9 protein-coding genes are annotated in these 16,768 nt (G+C 70.8%); all 9 read right to left on the bottom strand.

What is annotated here, in order from left to right; translation table 11 throughout:
- Window positions 1–29: 29 nt before the first annotated feature.
- Window positions 30–2,432, bottom strand: coding sequence for an ABC transporter permease (locus G4D83_RS18720; protein ID WP_163866133.1), 2,403 nt, complete (start codon window positions 2,430–2,432; stop codon window positions 30–32).
- A 22-nt stretch (window positions 2,433–2,454) separates the two neighbouring features.
- The gene (locus G4D83_RS18715) at window positions 2,455–3,132 is read right to left on the bottom strand and encodes an ABC transporter ATP-binding protein (RefSeq protein ID WP_163866132.1); all 678 of its coding nucleotides are present in this window, start codon (window positions 3,130–3,132) and stop codon (window positions 2,455–2,457) included.
- A 17-nt stretch (window positions 3,133–3,149) separates the two neighbouring features.
- Window positions 3,150–5,558: an ABC transporter permease gene (locus G4D83_RS18710; protein ID WP_163866131.1), complete on the bottom strand. Its 2,409-nt coding sequence runs from the start codon at window positions 5,556–5,558 to the stop codon at window positions 3,150–3,152.
- 7 nt (window positions 5,559–5,565) lie between these two features.
- Complete coding sequence (locus G4D83_RS18705) at window positions 5,566–7,983, bottom strand: ABC transporter permease (protein ID WP_163866130.1); 2,418 nt, start codon at window positions 7,981–7,983, stop codon at window positions 5,566–5,568.
- Window positions 7,984–7,995: 12 nt separating this feature from the next.
- Window positions 7,996–10,416 carry an ABC transporter permease gene (locus tag G4D83_RS18700; protein ID WP_163866129.1) on the bottom strand — a complete coding sequence of 807 codons (2,421 nt, stop codon included), beginning with the start codon at window positions 10,414–10,416 and terminating at the stop codon, window positions 7,996–7,998.
- Between the two features lie 12 nt (window positions 10,417–10,428).
- Window positions 10,429–12,849 carry an ABC transporter permease gene (locus G4D83_RS18695; RefSeq protein WP_163866128.1) on the bottom strand — a complete coding sequence of 807 codons (2,421 nt, stop codon included), beginning with the start codon at window positions 12,847–12,849 and terminating at the stop codon, window positions 10,429–10,431.
- 85 nt (window positions 12,850–12,934) lie between these two features.
- Window positions 12,935–13,702 carry an ABC transporter ATP-binding protein gene (locus G4D83_RS18690; protein WP_163866127.1) on the bottom strand — a complete coding sequence of 256 codons (768 nt, stop codon included), beginning with the start codon at window positions 13,700–13,702 and terminating at the stop codon, window positions 12,935–12,937.
- Window positions 13,699–14,943 (bottom strand): HlyD family secretion protein, encoded by a 1,245-nt coding sequence (locus tag G4D83_RS18685; protein ID WP_163866126.1) that lies wholly within the window; start codon window positions 14,941–14,943, stop codon window positions 13,699–13,701. The genes G4D83_RS18690 and G4D83_RS18685 overlap by 4 nt, the downstream gene beginning before the upstream one ends.
- Before the next feature lie 188 nt (window positions 14,944–15,131).
- A complete protein-coding gene (locus G4D83_RS18680) occupies window positions 15,132–16,712 on the bottom strand; it encodes a DUF5722 domain-containing protein (RefSeq protein WP_240356409.1) in 1,581 nt (526 codons plus the stop codon).
- Window positions 16,713–16,768: the final 56 nt, after the last annotated feature.

Genomic DNA, 16,768 nt, shown 5'->3' with positions numbered 1-16,768 from the left:
GGAAGAAAGAGTGCCAGAAATGAAGAGGCTCAGCCGCGCCGCAGGACGGAGGCGGGGTCCACGCTGGCCGCCCTGCGCGCCGGAAGCCAGCTCGCCAGCCAGGCGGTGCCCAATAGCAGCAGCGAGACAGAAGCCAAGACCGAAACATCCAACGCGCCCATCCCATAGAGCAGGCCCTCCATGATGCGGTGGGCCGCCAGCGCCCCGAGCAGGCCCAGCACCAGCCCCAGGCCCACCCGCCGCAGCGCCTGTCCCACCACCAGTCGCAGGACGTCCGCCGCGCGTGCGCCCAGCGCCATCCGGATGCTCATCTCCTGCGCGCGCTGGGTCACCGAGTAGGACATCACGCCGTAGATGCCCACCGCGGCCAGCACCAGCGCCAGCACGCCGAAGGCCCCCAGCAACACCGCCCGGAAGCGCGGCTGCCCCAGGTCCATGGACAGCCGCTCCTCCAGCGTGGCCGCCTGCGCGAGCGCCACCTGCGAGTCCACCGCGCGCAGCTCCGCGCGCACCACCGTCTCCAGCGCCTGGGGCACGAGGCCCGCCGCCGCCCGCACCGCGAGCTGCCCACCCCCGTACGGCTCCTGCGCCATGGGCCTGTACACCGTGGGCTCATGGCCCGCCTCGATGCCCGCGTATGCGACGTCGCCCACCACGCCCACCACGGTGACCCAGAGCGGGTTGCCGTCCGCGTCGTCACCGCCGAAGGAGACCCGTCGGCCCACCGCGTCCTGGCCGGGGAAGACGTCCCGCGCGAAGCGCTCGCTCACCACCATGACGAGCGGCGCGTTCAGCCCGTCCGAGTCCGCCAGCCCGCGGCCCGCGAGCAGCGGCACACGCAGCGCCTCCAGGAAGCCCGGCGTGGCGGTGTTGACCAGCGCGTTGGGGCGAACCGGCGGGTCCTCGGTCCCCTCCAGCCAGTACCCCGAGCGGCGGATGTCGCCTCCCGCCGGAAGGCTCTGCCCCACGCCCACCGCGGCGACCTCGGGACGCGCGGCCAGACGCCTCGTCAGCTCGCGATGGAAGTTCGCCGCCCGCTCGGTGTCGCCGTAGCGCTCCGTCCCCAGCGACAGCCGCGCCACGAAGACGCCCGATGCATCCACGCCCGGGTCCGCCTGGTGCATCCGCCAGAAGCTCTTGAGCATCAACCCCGCGCCGGTGACGAGCATCAGCGCCAGCGCCACCTCGGCCACCACCAGCACCGCGTGCGTGCGCCCCCGCGACGCCTCCGTCGCGCCCCGTCCCAACACCACGCCCGGAGACAACTGGCTGCGTTGCAGCGCGGGCACCAGCCCCACGCCCACACCCGTCGTCAGCGTCACTCCCAGCGCGAAGAGCAGGACGCGGCCGTGCACCACCACCTCATCCGAGCGCGGCAGCCGGTTGCCTCCGAGCATCAACACCAGGTCCGTGGCCCACAGCGCCAGCAGCACGCCCGCCACGCCGCCCAGGAGCGCCAGCAACACGCTCTCCGTGAGCAACTGCCGCACCAGCCGGCCCCGTCCGGCGCCCAGCGCCACGCGGATGCCCAGCTCCCGCTGACGCGCCGCCGAACGCGCGAGCTGGAGGTGCGCCACGTTGGCCGCCGCCAGCATCAACACCAGCGTCACCGCGCCCAGGAGCACCCACAACAGCAGGCTCACGTTCGACGTGAGCTGCTCGCCATAAGTCACCAGCCACAGCGACAGGTTGCGGTCCAACGCGAGCATCTCCTCGCTCATGGCCTTCAGCTCGTGCCGCGCGGACTCCAGCGTGGCCCCGGGCGCCAGCCGGCCCGCCACGATGAAGGCCCGGTCGCCCCGTTCCAGACGCTCCTCCGACAGCGCCGCGCCCGGCTGACTGTCGAACGGGGCCCAGACCTCCGTGGTGAAGCCGAACGTGGTGAAGGACGGCGGCATCACCCCAATCACCGTGTAGGGCTGTCCATCCAGCGTCAGCGTCTGACCGAGCACGCCAGGACTCCCTCCGGTCTTCTGCCACCGCGCATGGGAGAGCACCACCACGCGGGCCTCACGCTCCTCAGGAGCGAAGGTCCTTCCGAGCACGGGCTTCGTCCCGAAGGCGCCGAAGAAGTCTCCCACCACCCACGCGCCTCGCACCTGCTGCGCGTCCCCTTCGCCGGTGAGGTTGAAGAGGTGGCCCGTGTACGCGCTCAACGAGCGAACCTGCGTCATCCGCTTCGCGAGGTCCTCGTAGCTGGGCAGGCTGTAGCGCGGCGGCACCCGCCGGGGCTGCTCCGAGGACATCACCACCAGTCGCTCCGGCTCCGGGAAGGGCAGCGGACGCAGGAGCACCCCGTCCACCACGCTGAACAGCGCCGTCGTCACCCCGATGCCCAGGGCCAGCACCAGCACCGCCGCCACGGTGAAGACGGGCGACTGGCGCATCGTCCGCAGGGCGTACCGCACGTCCATCGACACGTCGCTCAGCATGGTGTCCCTCCCCTCGCCCTGCTCAGGTCTTCTGGAGCCAGCCGTCCGCGAGCTGGATGATGCGGTGGCCGAAGGCCGCGTTGGCCTCCGAGTGCGTCACCTGGATGATGGTGGTGCCCGCTTTGTTGAGCGTCTGGAACACCTCCATGATGTGCTTCGCCTGCTGTGAGTGGAGGTTGCCCGTCGGCTCGTCCGCCAGCAGGATTTTTGGCGAGGCGATGAGCGCGCGGGCGATTCCCACCAACTGCTGCTGTCCACCGGAGAGCTGCGAGGGGAACAGGTCCTTCTTCCCCACCAACTGGAAGCGGTCCAGCATGTCCCCCACCAGCGCTTCGCGCTCGCCGCGCTTGAGGTTGCGGTAGGACAGCGGCACCTCCAGGTTCTCCGCCACCGTGAGGTTGTCGAGCAGGTGGTACTGCTGGAAGACGAAGCCGATGGTGCGCCGGGACAGCTCGCCGCGCTCCTTCGGCTTCATCGCGTGCACGGCCTGACCGTCCAGCACGTACTCGCCCTTCCACTCGGCGTCGAGCATGCCCAGCACGGCCAGCAGCGTGGACTTGCCCGCGCCGGACGGGCCCATCAGCGTGACGAACTCGCCCGGTTGGATATCCAGGTCGATGTTGCGCAGCACCCAGCTGCGGCCCCCGGCCAGCGGGTAGGACTTCTCGACCTGACGCAAGGAGATGAGAGGTGAGGACATGAGAGGTGCTTTCGTGCTCACTCGGAGCGCAAGGAAACGATGGGGTCCACGCGAGAGGCTCGCCGCGCCGGCAGCCACGTCGCCAGCAACGTCACTCCGCCCAGGAGCACCGCCACCGCCGTGAAGGTCCACGGGTCATACGCCGTCACGCCGTACAACATGCTGCCCAGGAAGCGGGCCAGGCCCAGCGACATCACCAGCCCCACCGCCACGCCCAGCCCCGCCAGCTTCAAGCCCTGTCGCAACACCATCACCAACACGTCGGAGCTGGCCGCCCCCAGCGCCATGCGGATGCCCATCTCCCGCGTGCGCCGCGTCACCGAGTAGCCCACGACGCCGGCGATGCCCAGCGCGGCCAGCAACAGCGCCGTGCCAGCGAACAATCCCATCAACAGGGCCGACAGGCTGCGCGAGCTGATGGACTCGTCCACCAACTGCGTCAGCGGCGCCACGTTGAACAGGGGCACGTCCGCGTCCACCCCGCGCAGCTCCGCTTCGATGGACGCGCGCAGCGCCTCCGGGTCCCCAGCCTCCGCCCGGACCACCAGGCTCAGGTACGACGCGGGCGCCGCGGGCAGCGACCAGTAGGCCGCGGGCCGCGCGGGCGAGGACAGGCCCCACTCGCGCATGTCCTCGACGATTCCCACCACCGTCGACCATTGCTTCATCGGCTCCAGCGACAGCCGCTGGCCCAGCGCGTTGCCCTTCGGCCAGTAAACGTCCGCGAAGCGCCTGTTGATGACGACCTCTGGAATCCCGCCCACCTCGCCGAGGCCCTGGTGCAGGCGGCCCTGGTACAGCTTCACGCCCAGCGTGCTCAGGTAGCCCGGGCTCGCCAGCCGGAACTCCACCGCGGGCAACAGCTCGCCCTTCACCTCGGGCCGGCTCTCGAACTCCAGGCCGCTCGTGGAGATGCCTCCCAGGGGCAGGAGATTCGTGAGCCCCACCGACTCCACGCCGGGCAGGGCCTCCAGGCGCTCCAGCAAGTCCCGCTGGAACGCCAGCTTGCGCGCGGGCTCCGAATAGCGCGCGTCCGGCAGCACCAATTGACCGGTGAGCACCCCCACCGGCTTGAAGCCCGCGTCGACGCCGCGCAGCGCGAGCAGGCTCTTCATGAACAGGCCCGCGCCCACCAGCAGCATCAGCGCGAAGGCCACCTGCGCCACCACCAGCCCCGAGCGCAGCCGCCCTGAGCGCCCGCCCTCCGTGCCGCGCGAGCCCTCGCGCATCGTCGCGTTCAGGTCCACGTGGCTCGACTGGAGCGCGGGCACCAGGCCGAACACCAGGCCGGTGAACACGGAGACGCCCATCGTGAAGAGCACCGACGTCACGTCCAGCTTCACGTGCGACATGCGCGGCAGCCCGTCTCCCATGAAGGCCAGGAGCGCATCCGTGCCCCACAGCGCCAGGAGCAACCCCAGCGCTCCGCCCACCAGCGACAGCACCAGGCTCTCGGTGAGGAACTGCGCCACCAGCCGGCCTCGGCTCGCGCCCAGCGCCGCGCGGATGGACACCTCGCGCTCACGGGCCGCCGCTCGGGCCAGCAGGAGGTTCGCCACGCTGCCGCACGCCACCAGCAGCACGCAGCCCACCGCGCCCAGCAGGAGCCACAGCGTGCCGCGCACGTTGCCCACCAGCTTGTCCTCCAGCGAGGTGACGCGGATGGACCAGCCGATGCCGCTGTAGCGAGGCTCCACCGCCTGCATGTCGCGGGCGACTCGCGCCATGTCCGCGCGCGCCTGCTCCAGCGTCACACCCGGCTTCATCCGCGCCAGAGAGAACAGGTATCGCATGGTGCGCTGCGAGGCATGCTCCGGCGGCGGAGTGAAGGGCACGTAGAGGTCAGTGCTCTCTGGATGCGCCACGCCTCGGGGCAGCACGCCCACCACCGTGTAGGGCTTGCCGTCGAGCTGCATCGTCTTGCCCAGCACCCCCGGGTCCTCCGCGAAGTTCGCGCGCCACACCTTGTGCGTCAGCACCACCACCGGGTCCCCACCGGGTGAGGCCTCCGCCTCGGTGAAGCCTCGCCCCAGCATCGGTGTCACGCCGAGCGTGGTGAACAACGTGGCGGTGCCATGCACCACGCCGAAGCGCTGCGCGGCGCCGCCACCCGTCAGCGTCATGTCCCGCCAGGTGTACGCCGCCACCGAGCTGAAGACGCTCGGCAGGGTGCTGAAGTCCCGGTACTCGGGCGTGGAGATGGAGATGCCCTCCAGGTCCGCCGCCTGGATGTCATTGGACAGGGTGACCAGGCGCTCGGGCTCCGCGAGCGGGGGCGGCGTGAGCAGCACGCCGTTCACCACGCTGAACACCGCGCTGTTGGCGCCGATGCCCAGCGCGAGCGCCAGCACCGCCACCAGCGTGAAGCCCGGGCTCGCGCGCAGCGAGCGCAGGGTGAAGCGAAGGTCTCGAAGGAGCGTTTCCATCCCGTGCCTAGTCCGCCCGGAGGGCGATGATGGGGTCCACGCGCGTCGCACGTCGCGCCGGCAGCCACGTCGCCAGCAACGCCACCGCGCTCAGCAGCGCCGCCACTCCCGCGAAGGTCCACGGGTCATACGCCGTCACGCCGTACAGCAGCGTCCGCAACAGGTGCGCGAGTCCCAGCGACAGCCCCAGGCCCAGCAGCACGCCCAGCCCCGCCAGCTTCACGCCCTGGCGCAGCACCAGCACCAGCACGTCCGACTTCGCCGCGCCCAGCGCCATGCGGATGCCCATCTCCCGCGTGCGCTGCGCCACCGAGTAGCCGATGACGCCCGCCAGCCCGAGCGACGCCAGGAGCAGCGCCGTGCCCCCGAACAGGCCCATCAGCAACGCGGCCAGCCGTCGCGAGCCGATGGACTCGTCCACCAGTCGCGTCAGCGGCGCGACACCGAACAGCGGAACGTTCCGGTCCACCTCGCGCAGCGCCGCCTCGACACCGCCGCGCAGCGACTCCGGGTTGCCCGCCTTGGAGCGGATGGCGAGCGCCAGGTTCGCGCCACCGAGCTGCGCGAGCGAGTAATACGCCATGGGCACCATCGGCTTGTCCAAGGACCACTCGCGCGCGTCCTCGACGATGCCCACCACCGTGGCCCACTGCGCATCGGGACGGTTCAGTCGCAGTCGCTGCCCCAGCGCGTTGCCCTGGGGCCAGTACCCGTCCGCGAAGGTCTTGTTGATGACCACCGCCCACGCCGCGCCCGGACCGTCCGTCTCCTCCAGCAGGCGTCCCTCGCGCAGCTTCAGGCCCAGCGTGCGCGGGTAGTCGGGGCTGACGGTGCGCAGTTGCACCGCGGGCCACACCTCGTCGGGCTCCTTCGTGCGGCCGTCGATGGCGAAGCCGAACGTCATCGAGCGCCCCAGGGGTAGGAGATTCGTGAGGCCCACGGACTCCACGCCGGGCAATGCCTGGAGCCGCCCCAGCAGCTCGCGCTGGAAGGTGCCCTGGCGCTCGGGCGTGTCGTAGCTCGTGCCCGGCAGCGAGAGCTGCGCGGTGAGCACACCCTCCGGCCTGAAGCCCGGGTCCACCGACAGCAGCACCAACAGGCTCCTGCCGAAGAGGCCCGCGCCCACCAGCAGCACCAGCGCGAAGGCCACCTGCCCCACCACCAGCCCCGAGCGAAGCCGTCCCGAGCGCCCCCCCGCCGTGCCTCGAGAATTCCCGCGCATGGCCGCGTTCAGGTCCGCGCGGCTCGCCTGGAGCGCTGGCACCAGCCCGAAGAGCAACCCCGACAACAGACTCACCCCACCGGTGAACAGCAACGAGCGCGTGTCCAGGCTGACGTCCGCCGCGCGCGGCAGGCTCTCTCCCACCAGGGCCAGCAACACGTCCGTGCCCCACATCGCCAGCAGCAACCCGAGCGCGCCACCCACCAGGGACAGCAACAGGCTCTCGGTGAGGAACTGCGCCACCAACCGTCCACGGCCCGCGCCCAGCGCCGCGCGGATGGACACCTCGCGTTCACGGGCCGCCGCGCGCGCCAGCAGGAGGTTGGCCACGCTGCCACACGCCACCAGCAGCACGAAACCCACCGCGCCCAGGAGGAGCCACAGCGTGCCGCGCACGTCGCCCACCACCTCGTCCTCCAGCGACTTCAGGCCGATGGTGCGCTTGCCCTGTGCGTACTTTGGATGCGTCCGCGCCAGCGCCTGGGACACACGGGCCAGATCCGTCGCCGCGGTCTCCATCGTCATGCCGGGCTTCAGCCGCGCGATGACCTCCAGGAAGCGCGTGTCGCGCTTGTCCTCGGAGGCCAGGTCCGCCGAGGGCGCGAAGGGCTTGTAGAGGTCCGTACCCGCCGGGTACGTCACGCCGCGAGGCAGCACGCCCACCACCGTGTACGGCTCGCCGTCAAGCTGGAGCGTGCGCCCCAGCACGCCCGGGTCTTGCGAGAAGTGGGTGCGCCACGTCTGGTGCGTGAGCATCACCACCCTGTCGTTGCCAGCCGTCTCCTCGTCCCGCGTGAAGTCGCGCCCCAGCGCGGGCAGCACGCCCAGCGTCGGGAAGAAGGTCGCGGTGGCCTCCACCACGCGCAGGTGCTGCGGTGTGTCCACGCCCGTCAACGTCACGTCGTCATCGGCGAAGGCGGCGACCGAGGAGAAGACGCTCGGCAGCTCCGCGTACTCCCGGTACTCCACCACCGAGGACGACAGTCCCTTGCGCCCCGCCCGGCCGAAGTCGTTCGACACGTCCATCAGCCGGTCCGGCTCGGCGAAGGGCGGCGGCCTCAAGAGGACGCCATTCACCACGCTGAAGACCGCGCTGTTCGCGCCGATGCCCAGTGCCAGCGCAAGCACCGCCACCAGCGTGAAGCCAGGGCTCTTGCCCAACGTGCGCAGCGCGTACCGCAGGTCCTGAAGGAAGGTCTCCATCGACGCGCGCTCCTACTCGGCCTTCAAGGCGATGATGGGGTCCACCCGCGTCGCGCGGTGCGCTGGCAGCCACGTCGCCCCCAGGGCCACGCCGCCCAACAACGTCGCCACTCCCACGAAGGTCCAGGGGTCGTACACCGTCACGCCGTACAGCAGGGTGCTCAACAGCCGCGCCAGCCCCAGCGAGAGCAGCAGGCCCACCACCACGCCCAGCCCCGCCAGCCGCACGCCCTGGCCCAGGACCAGCGCCAGCACATTCCGCCGCGTCGCGCCCAGCGCCATCCGGATGCCCATCTCCCGCGTGCGCTGCGCCACCGCGTAGCCGATGACGCCGGAAATCCCCAAGGCCGCCAACAGCAGCGCGGTGCCCGCGAACAGCCCCATCAACAGCGCCGACAGTCGCCGCGAGCTGATGGAGTCATCCACCAGCTTCATCATCGGCGTCACGTTGAACAGCGGGAGGTTGCCGTCGAGCGCGCGCACCTCGGACTCGAGCGCCGTGCGAAGCGACTCCGCGTGGATGTCCTTCGCGCGCACCACCAGGTTGATGTTGTTGAGGGACACCTGCGCCGCCGAATAGTACGCCGTCGGGCGCGCGGGCTTGTCCAGGCCCCACTCGCGCACGTCATCCACGACGCCCACCACCGTGGTCCACTGGGAGTTTGTCCGCCGCAATTTCAGGCGTTGCCCCAGCGCCCCTCCTCGCGGCCAGTAGAGGTCCGCGAAGGTCTTGTTGATGACCACCGCCCACGGCGCCTCGGAGCTGTCCGTCGCCTGCAACATGCGCCCATCTCGCAGCCGCACTCGCAACGTGCGCAGGTAGTCCTCGCTGACGAAGCGGGTCTCCACGGCGGGCCACACCGTGTCCGGCGCCCGCGTGCGTCCCTCGATGTCGAAGCCGATGTCCGTCCGGCCGCCCAGGGGCAGCTTGTTCGTCACTCCCGCGGACTCCACGCCGGGCAGCGCGTGGATGCGGCCCAGCAGCTCGCGCGTGAAGGTCTCGCTCCGGCGTGACTCCGAGTAGGTCTCCCGAGGCAGGGCGATGCTCGCGGTGAGCGCTCCTTCCGGCGTGAAGCCCGCCTCCACGTCGCTCAGCGCCAGGAAGCTCTTGCCGAAGAGGCCCGCGCCCACGAGCAACACCAGCGCGAAGGCCACCTGGCCCACCACCAGCCCCGAGCGAAGCCGTCCCGAGCTTCTCCCCGCCGTGCCTCGCGAGCCCTCGCGCATCGTCGCGTTCAGGTCCGCGCGGCTCGCCTGGAGCGCGGGCACCAGTCCGAAGAGCAGTCCCGACAGCAGGCTCACCCCACCGGTGAACACCAGCGAGCGCGCATCCAGGCTGACGTCCGCCGCGCGCGGCAGGCTCTCACCCACCAACGCCAGCAACACGTCCATGCCCCACATCGCCAGCAGCAGCCCGAGCGCGCCGCCCGCCAGGGACAGCAGCAGGCTCTCCGTGAGGAACTGCGCCACCAACCGTCCACGGCCCGCGCCCAGCGCCGCGCGGATGGACACCTCGCGCTCTCGGGCCGCCGCTCGGGCCAACAGGAGATTCGCCACGCTGCCACACGCCACCAAGAGCACGAAGCCCACCGCGCCCAGCAGGAGCCACAGCGTGCCGCGCACGTTGCCCACCACCTCGTCCTCCAGCGACTTCACGGTGATGGCCCAGCCTCCGCCCTGGTAGTCCTTCGCGTGCAAGGCCTCCATCTCCCGAGCCACCCGCGCCAGGTCCGCGCGCGCCGTCTCCAGCGAGATGCCTGGCTTCAGCCGCGCCACCACGCCAAGGAAGTGATTGGCGCGCGCCGCCTGCGAGGACTGCTCCGCGTTCGGAGGAAAGGGCACGTACACATCCGTGCCCACCGGGTACTCCACGCCGGGCGGCAGCACGCCCACCACCGTGTACGCGTGGCCGTCGAGCCGAAGCTCGCGGCCCAACACCTTCGGGTCCCGCGCGTAGCGCGTGCGCCACGTCTTGTCCGTCAGCACCACCACCCGCTCCTGGCCCGGCGTCTCCTCGTCCTGGGTGAAGGCGCGACCGAGCACCGGCGACACGCCCAGCGTGGAGAAGAGCGAGGCCGTGGAGAGCGTCATGTGGAGCCGCTCCGGCACATCGCCCCCGGTGAGCGTGACGTCGTCCTCGACGTAGGCCCCCACCGATGCGAAGACCTTCGGCATCTCGCGGTAGTCCAGGTACTCGGGCACGGACACCGGGATGTCCTTCGCATCCGCCATGAGGTAGTTGCCCCACACATGGACCAGGCGGTCCGGCTCGGCGAAGGGCGGTGGCCTCAACAGCACGCCGTTCACCACGCTGAAGACCGCGCTGTTCGCGCCGATACCCAGCGCGAGCGCCAGCACCGCCACCAGCGTGAAGCCGGGGCTCTTGCCCAGCGTGCGCAGCGCGTACCGCAGGTCCTGAAGGAAGGTCTCCATCGACGCGCGCTCCTACTCGGCCTTCAAGGCGATGATGGGGTCCACCCGCGTCGCGCGGTGCGCCGGCAGCCACGTCGCCCCCAGGGCCACCGCGCTCAACAGCGCCGCCACTCCCGCGAAGGTCCACGGGTCATACGCCGTCACGCCGTACAACATCGTGCTCAGGAGCCGCGCCAGCACCAGCGACAACACCAGGCCCAGACCCACGCCCAACGCCGCCAGCTTCACGCCCTGGCGCAGCACCAGCACCAGCACGTCCGACTTCGCCGCGCCCAGCGCCATCCGGATGCCCATCTCCCGCGTGCGCTGCGCCACCGAGTAGCCAATGACGCCCGAGATTCCGAGCGCCGCCAGGAGCAGCGCCGTGCCCGCGAACAGGCCCATCAACAGCGCCGTCAGCCTGCGCGAGACGATGGACTCGTCCACCAACCGCACCATGGACGTCACCTTGAACAGGGGCAGATTGCCGTCGAGCGCGCGCACCTCGGACTCAATCGCCGTGCGCAAGGACTCCGGCTCGCCCGCCTTCACGCGCACCGCCAGGTAGATGTGGGTGAGGGGCACCTGCAGCGCCGAGTAGTACGCCGTCGGGCGCGCGGGCGTGTCCAGGCCCCACTCGCGCAGGTCGTCGACGATGCCCACCACCGTGGTCCACTGGGCGTCGGACTGATGCAGCTTCACTCGCTGGCCCAGCGCGTCCCCCTTCGGCCAGTAGAGGTCCGCGAACGTCTGATTGATGACCACCGCCCACGCCGCGTCCGGTCCGTCCGTCTCCTGGAGCATGCGCCCGTCGCGCAGCCGCACCTTGAGCGTGCGCAGGTAGTCAGCACTGGCGAAGCGCGACTCCACCGCGGGCCACATCTCCCCCGCCGCCCGCGTCCGCCCCTCCACGTCGAAGCTGATGTTCGTCTTGCCGCCCAGCGGCAACAGGTTCGTCACTCCCGCGGACTCCACGCCGGGCAGCGCCTGGACGCGGCGGAGCAGCTCCTGCTGGAAGGCCCGCTGGTCCTCCGGCTTCGCGTAGCTCGTGGCCGGCAACGCGAGCCGGCCGGTGAGCACTCCCTCCGGCACGAAGCCCGCCTCCACATGGGTCAGCGCCTGGAAGCTCCGGAGGAAGAGACCCGCGCCCACCAGCAGCACCAGCGCGAACGCCACCTGCCCCACCACCAACCCCGCGCGCAGCCGGCCCGCCTTGCCACCCTCCGTCCCGCGAGAGCCCTCGCGCATCGTCGAGCTCAGGTCCACGCGGCTCGCCTGGAGCGCCGGCACGAGCCCGAAGCCGATGCCCGTGAGCACGGAGAGTCCCGCGGTGAAGAGCACCGAGGAGACGTCCAGTCCCACCGCCGCCGCGCGAGGCAGCCCGTCTCCCACCATCGCCACCAGCGCGTCCGTGCCCCAGATGGCCAGGAGCAACCCCAGCCCACCGCCCGCTGCCGCCAGCACCAGGCTCTCGGCGAGGAACTGCGCCACCAGTTGTCCCCGCCCCGCGCCCAGCGCCGCGCGGATGGACACCTCACGCTGACGCGCCGTCGCCCGGGCCAGGAGCAGGTTCGCCACGCTGCTGCACGCCACCAGCAACACGAAGCCCACCGCGCCCAGGAGGAGCCACAGCGTCCCGCGCACCCGGCCCACCACCTCGTCCTCCAGCGACTTCACGGAGATGGTCCAGCCGTAGCCCTTGTAATACTCCTCGTACAGGGTCTCCATCTCCCGCCCCAACCGGTCCATGTCCGCCTGCGCCGCCTCCAGCGTCAGGCCTGGCTTCAGCCGCCCCACCACGCTGAGGAAGCGGTAGCCGCGAGAGACCGCCGACGCCCGCTCCTGAGTGGGCGCCAGGGGCGCGTACAGGTCCGTGTCCGCCGGGTACTCGACGCCGGGCGGCAGCACGCCCACCACCGTGTACGTGTCCCCGTCGAGCCGCAGTTCACGGCCCAGCACGCCCGGGTCCTGCGCGAAGCGCGTGCGCCACGTCTTGTGCGTCAACACGAGCACCTTGTCGCGCCCCAGCGTCTCCTCCTCCTCGGTGAAGCCGCGGCCCAGCACCGGCGCCACGCCCAGCGTGGGGAACAGAGAGGCCGTGGAGAGCGTCATCTGGAGCCGCTCCGGCGCGTCGCCCCCGGTGAGCGTGACGTTGCTCGCATCGAAGGCCGCCAGCGAGCTGAAGGCCCTGGGCATCGTGAGGTAGTCCCGGTACTCGGGCACCGACACGACGATGTCCTTGATGTTCGCCTTGGCGTAGTTGCCCCAGAGGTGGACCAGTCGCTCCGGCTGGGCGAAGGGCGGCGGCTTGAGCAGCACGCCATTCACCACGCTGAAGACCGCGCTGTTCGCGCCGATGCCCAGCGCCAGCGCCAGCACCGCCATCAGCGTGAAGCCCGGGCTCTTGCGCAACGAGCGCACCGCGTAGCGGACATTCTGGAGGAAGGTTTCCACGACGACTCCGGTGATTCAGGACGCACGCCTCCCGAGGGCCGCCCCGCCAGGAGCGACCCGGGCGAGGCCCGCGAGAGGAGAAGGGTTAGCGGCGCTGCTCGTCCTGGACGACTCGACCGTCGAAGAGGCTCACCGTGCGCGTGGCGACTCGCGCGTGCGCCGGGTCGTGCGTCACCATGCAGATGGTGGCCCCGGCCTTGTGCAGCTCGGACAGCAACTGCATCACCGCCTCGCCGTTCTTCGAATCCAGGTTACCGGTGGGCTCGTCCGCCAGGAGGATGAGCGGGTCTCCCGCGACGGCGCGCGCCACGGCGACACGCTGCTGCTGACCGCCGGAGAGCTGCCCCGGCATGTGCCGCGCGCGGTGCGCCATGCCCACCTTGTCCAGCGCCTTCTCCACCCGCTGCTTGCGCTCGGCGGCGGGCATGCCCCGGTACGTCAGGGGCAGCTCCACGTTCTCGAACACCGTCAAATCGCCGATGAGGTTGAAGCTCTGGAAGATGAAGCCGATGTGCCGGTTGCGCACCAGCGCGCGGTCCGACGCGGACAAGTCCAGCACGCTCTTGCCGTCGAGCAGGTACGTGCCCCGCGTCGTCGTGTCGAGCAACCCCAGCACGGCGAGCAGCGTGGACTTGCCGGAGCCCGAGGGACCGACAATCGCCACCCACTCACCCTGGCGGATGTTGAGGTGGATGTTGGAGAGCGCGTGCGTCTCCACCTCCTCCGTCTCGAAGACCTTCGTCAATCCTTCCAGCGTGATGAGGGACTTGCCCGTCTCCACCTTGGCCGCACCCGCCAACACCGCCGCGTCCTCGGAAGCAGGCGTCTCCGCATTGTTGTTCGTCGTCATCATCGCAGCCTCACCCGCTCGACCGCATCCCACGCGGCCATGTCCGACAGCACCACCTGGTCACCTTCCGCGAGGCCCTGCAGCACCTCCACGGCATTCACCGAGCCCCGGCCCAACTGCACCGGCACCCGGACCGCCTCGTCACTGCCCGGCATCAACCGGAAGAGCGACATCGTCCCGTTGGGCTGCGCACCGGCCGGGCGCCCCACCGACAGCACGTTGCCCAACCGCTCAAGCTCCACGGTGCCCTCCACCGTGAGGTCGGGCCGCGCGCCCTTGGGCAGCTCGTCGGGGAGCGACACCTCCACCCGCACCGTGCCCTGGCTCGCCGCCGGCGCCACGCGCGCCACCGTGCCCTCCACCACCCCGTTGCGTGTGTCCACCAGCGCCTTCTGGCCCTGGACGATGTCGCGCGCCTGCGTCTCGGCGATGCGCAGCTCCGCCTTGAGCCGCTCCGGCTTGACGACTTTCGCCAGCAGCACGCCCGGCGTCACCCACTGACCCAGCTCCAGCGGAAGCTCCTGCAGCACTCCATCCTCCCCGGCGAGCACCTTCATGGACTCCACCTGGGTACGACGGAAGCGGGCCACCGCTTTCAAACGTTCCACCTGTCCCTGCAAAGCGACGAGCTGGTCCTTCATGCTGGCGGCGACGACGGACAGCTTCTTGCGCTCCAGCTCCAGCCGGCGCGTCATCTCGCCCGCCCGCTCGCCCGCCTGCCGCGCATCGAGCGCGGGGATGAGGTCCTTCTCGACGAGGGAGGCGTCGGCGGTGGCGCGGCGCTCGGCGTTGGAGGACTCGGCGACGAGGGTGGCGACTGCGGCCTCCTGCGCCAGCCGCTGCGTCTCCAGCGTCATCCGCATCTGGATGTACTCCGCCTCGGCGCTGGCGAGCTGCCGCTCCGCCTCCAGCATCTGGAGCTGCACGTCCGGGTTGGCCAGCTCCATCAGGAGCGTGTCCGCCTTCACCGTCGCGCCCGGCCGCACGTGGATGCGCTCCACCCGGCCCGCCGTGTCCGCCGTCAGCCAGCGGATGTACTCGGGAACCAGCGTGCCCGCGCCCTTCACCTGGCGCACCATGGGGCCGCGCTTCACCGTGTCCAGCCACACCGAGGCCCGGTCCACCGAAGGCGCCGCCGGCCGCAGCCGACCCAGACCCACGGTGACGAGGATGAGCGCGAACGCACCACCAATGGCGAGCAACCAGGGCTTGCGGCGAGGCTTTTTTGCTTTGGGAATGTCCACGGGCCACCTCTAGAGCGAGCCGCGTGCCAACCGTTTCACGCGACCCAACCCCAGGGAATTGCTCGGAACACCCCTACCCCCTCCCCTGGGTGTGCCCGGTTCCGCGAAGTGATGTCCCAGAAGCGGACAACGCTCCGGCCGAGCGGATCAACCCGCCCGGCCTCCAGGCGCCCAGGCCGGGTTCACCGTCAGGGGAACGCGTAGCCCAACAGCTGCTCCGTCACCTGGCCCTCGCAGTTCGACGCGGGGGAGACGAAGTGGTCCTTCCCCTGGCCCAGGTTGCACCGGTACAGCGGCACCGTGCCCGCCACCTGCGTCGTGTGGATGTAGCCCACCGGCCCCAGGGGCAGGAGGCCCTCACAGCCCACGTCCGGGCTGAGCAGGTTGTGGTTGCCCACGCGGCACTCGTACAGCATCCGCGTGCCCGGCACGGCGTCACGCCACAGCCGCCACGAGGACTCCTGCCGGAAGCCCGGAGGCAACAGCCGCGACGACGCCCAGTGGCCTCGCGTGGCGTGGTAGCCCCGGCGAAGCCGCGTGTACGGCAGTTCCTCGAAGCCGCAGGAGAGCTGGGGCGGATTCAAGTCATCGCGGTTGGCCAGCGCCCACGTGCTCCATGACGGCTTCGCGCTTCCATCGACCCGGCGCAGTCCGAGCGCCAGTCCGCCCTCCGCCGCGTTGTCGTGCATGCGGTGGTAGATGTAGCTCTCGATGCCGGGCGTCCCCAGCACGTTGCGGAACGAGTCGCACACGGCCGTCTGCTGCGCGGCCTCCGACGACTGCGGCGTGCCGGAGTGGATGCCGCTCTCCGTGAGCTGGATTTCCCACGCGTGCGGCCGGGTGGGGAACGTCTTGCGCAGCCAGCCCGCCAGCACGCCCAGGTTGCCGTACGTCACGCGCGGATAGTCATCCGCGGAGAACTGGGGACGGAACAAGTCCGGCGCATAGGGATGGTACGCCACGCGCCACGCCCGCGAGCCCACGCGCGCCGCGAAGCCGTTCAAGAAGGTCGTGGCGGACAACGTCGGACTGCTCGCGCCGGGCGCGTCCAGCTCCACGCCGAAGTGGTGCGTCAGCGAGATGAGCACCTTCGCCGCCGACTGCCACGCCATCACCTGGTCATAGGCCGCGTTGTAGCTGGCCGCGTACGTGTCCAGCCACGCCGCCGTGTTGCACGCGCCCGCGCCCTGGCCACAGCCGATGTCGAACCAGTCGTTGGAGTTGACCTCGTTGTGGATGACGAAGTCGGCGACGCGGCCATGGCCGTTGAGCCCGTTGTAGCGCTGCGCGAGCAGGCCCACGAAGCGGCCGTAGTCCGCGGCGTTGTTGGGCGCGCAGAAGATGTCGAAGCCCGCCGCCGCCGGTGTGCACGTGCGCCCCGCGCGCGCCCACGCGGGCACGCCGTACACCACCGCCGTCACCACCACGCCGCGCGCCGTCCACTCGCGGATGGCCGCGTCCACGCTCGCATCCACCGCGAAGCAGTGCCCCGCATACTCCACGCGCCCTCCGGTACACGGCGGCGCCTGCACCGACGGCTCCCACGAGGCCCACACCAGGTTCATCGCCACGCCGCCGGTGTTGTTTCCCGCGAGCTCGTCGTAGCTGGGCCAGAAGTCCGGCTGCACACCCTTCAGGCGATACGCGGTGCGCGTCGGATACGGCAGGTTCGCCTCCGCGAGCGCTGGCGACAACAGCCCCGCCACCAGCAGCGCCACGGCCAATGCCGGCCCCAACGTCCAACGTCCACCACACAGTCCTTCACGCAAGTGACACCTCCCGTGCGCGTCGAGCCTTCCGAGGACCCACTCCCTGTCTCGCGTCC

Source organism: Myxococcus eversor, from assembly GCF_010894455.1.
GTDB classification, from domain to species: Bacteria; Myxococcota; Myxococcia; order Myxococcales; family Myxococcaceae; genus Myxococcus; species Myxococcus eversor.
This window is presented reverse-complemented; position numbering and strand designations above follow the sequence as displayed.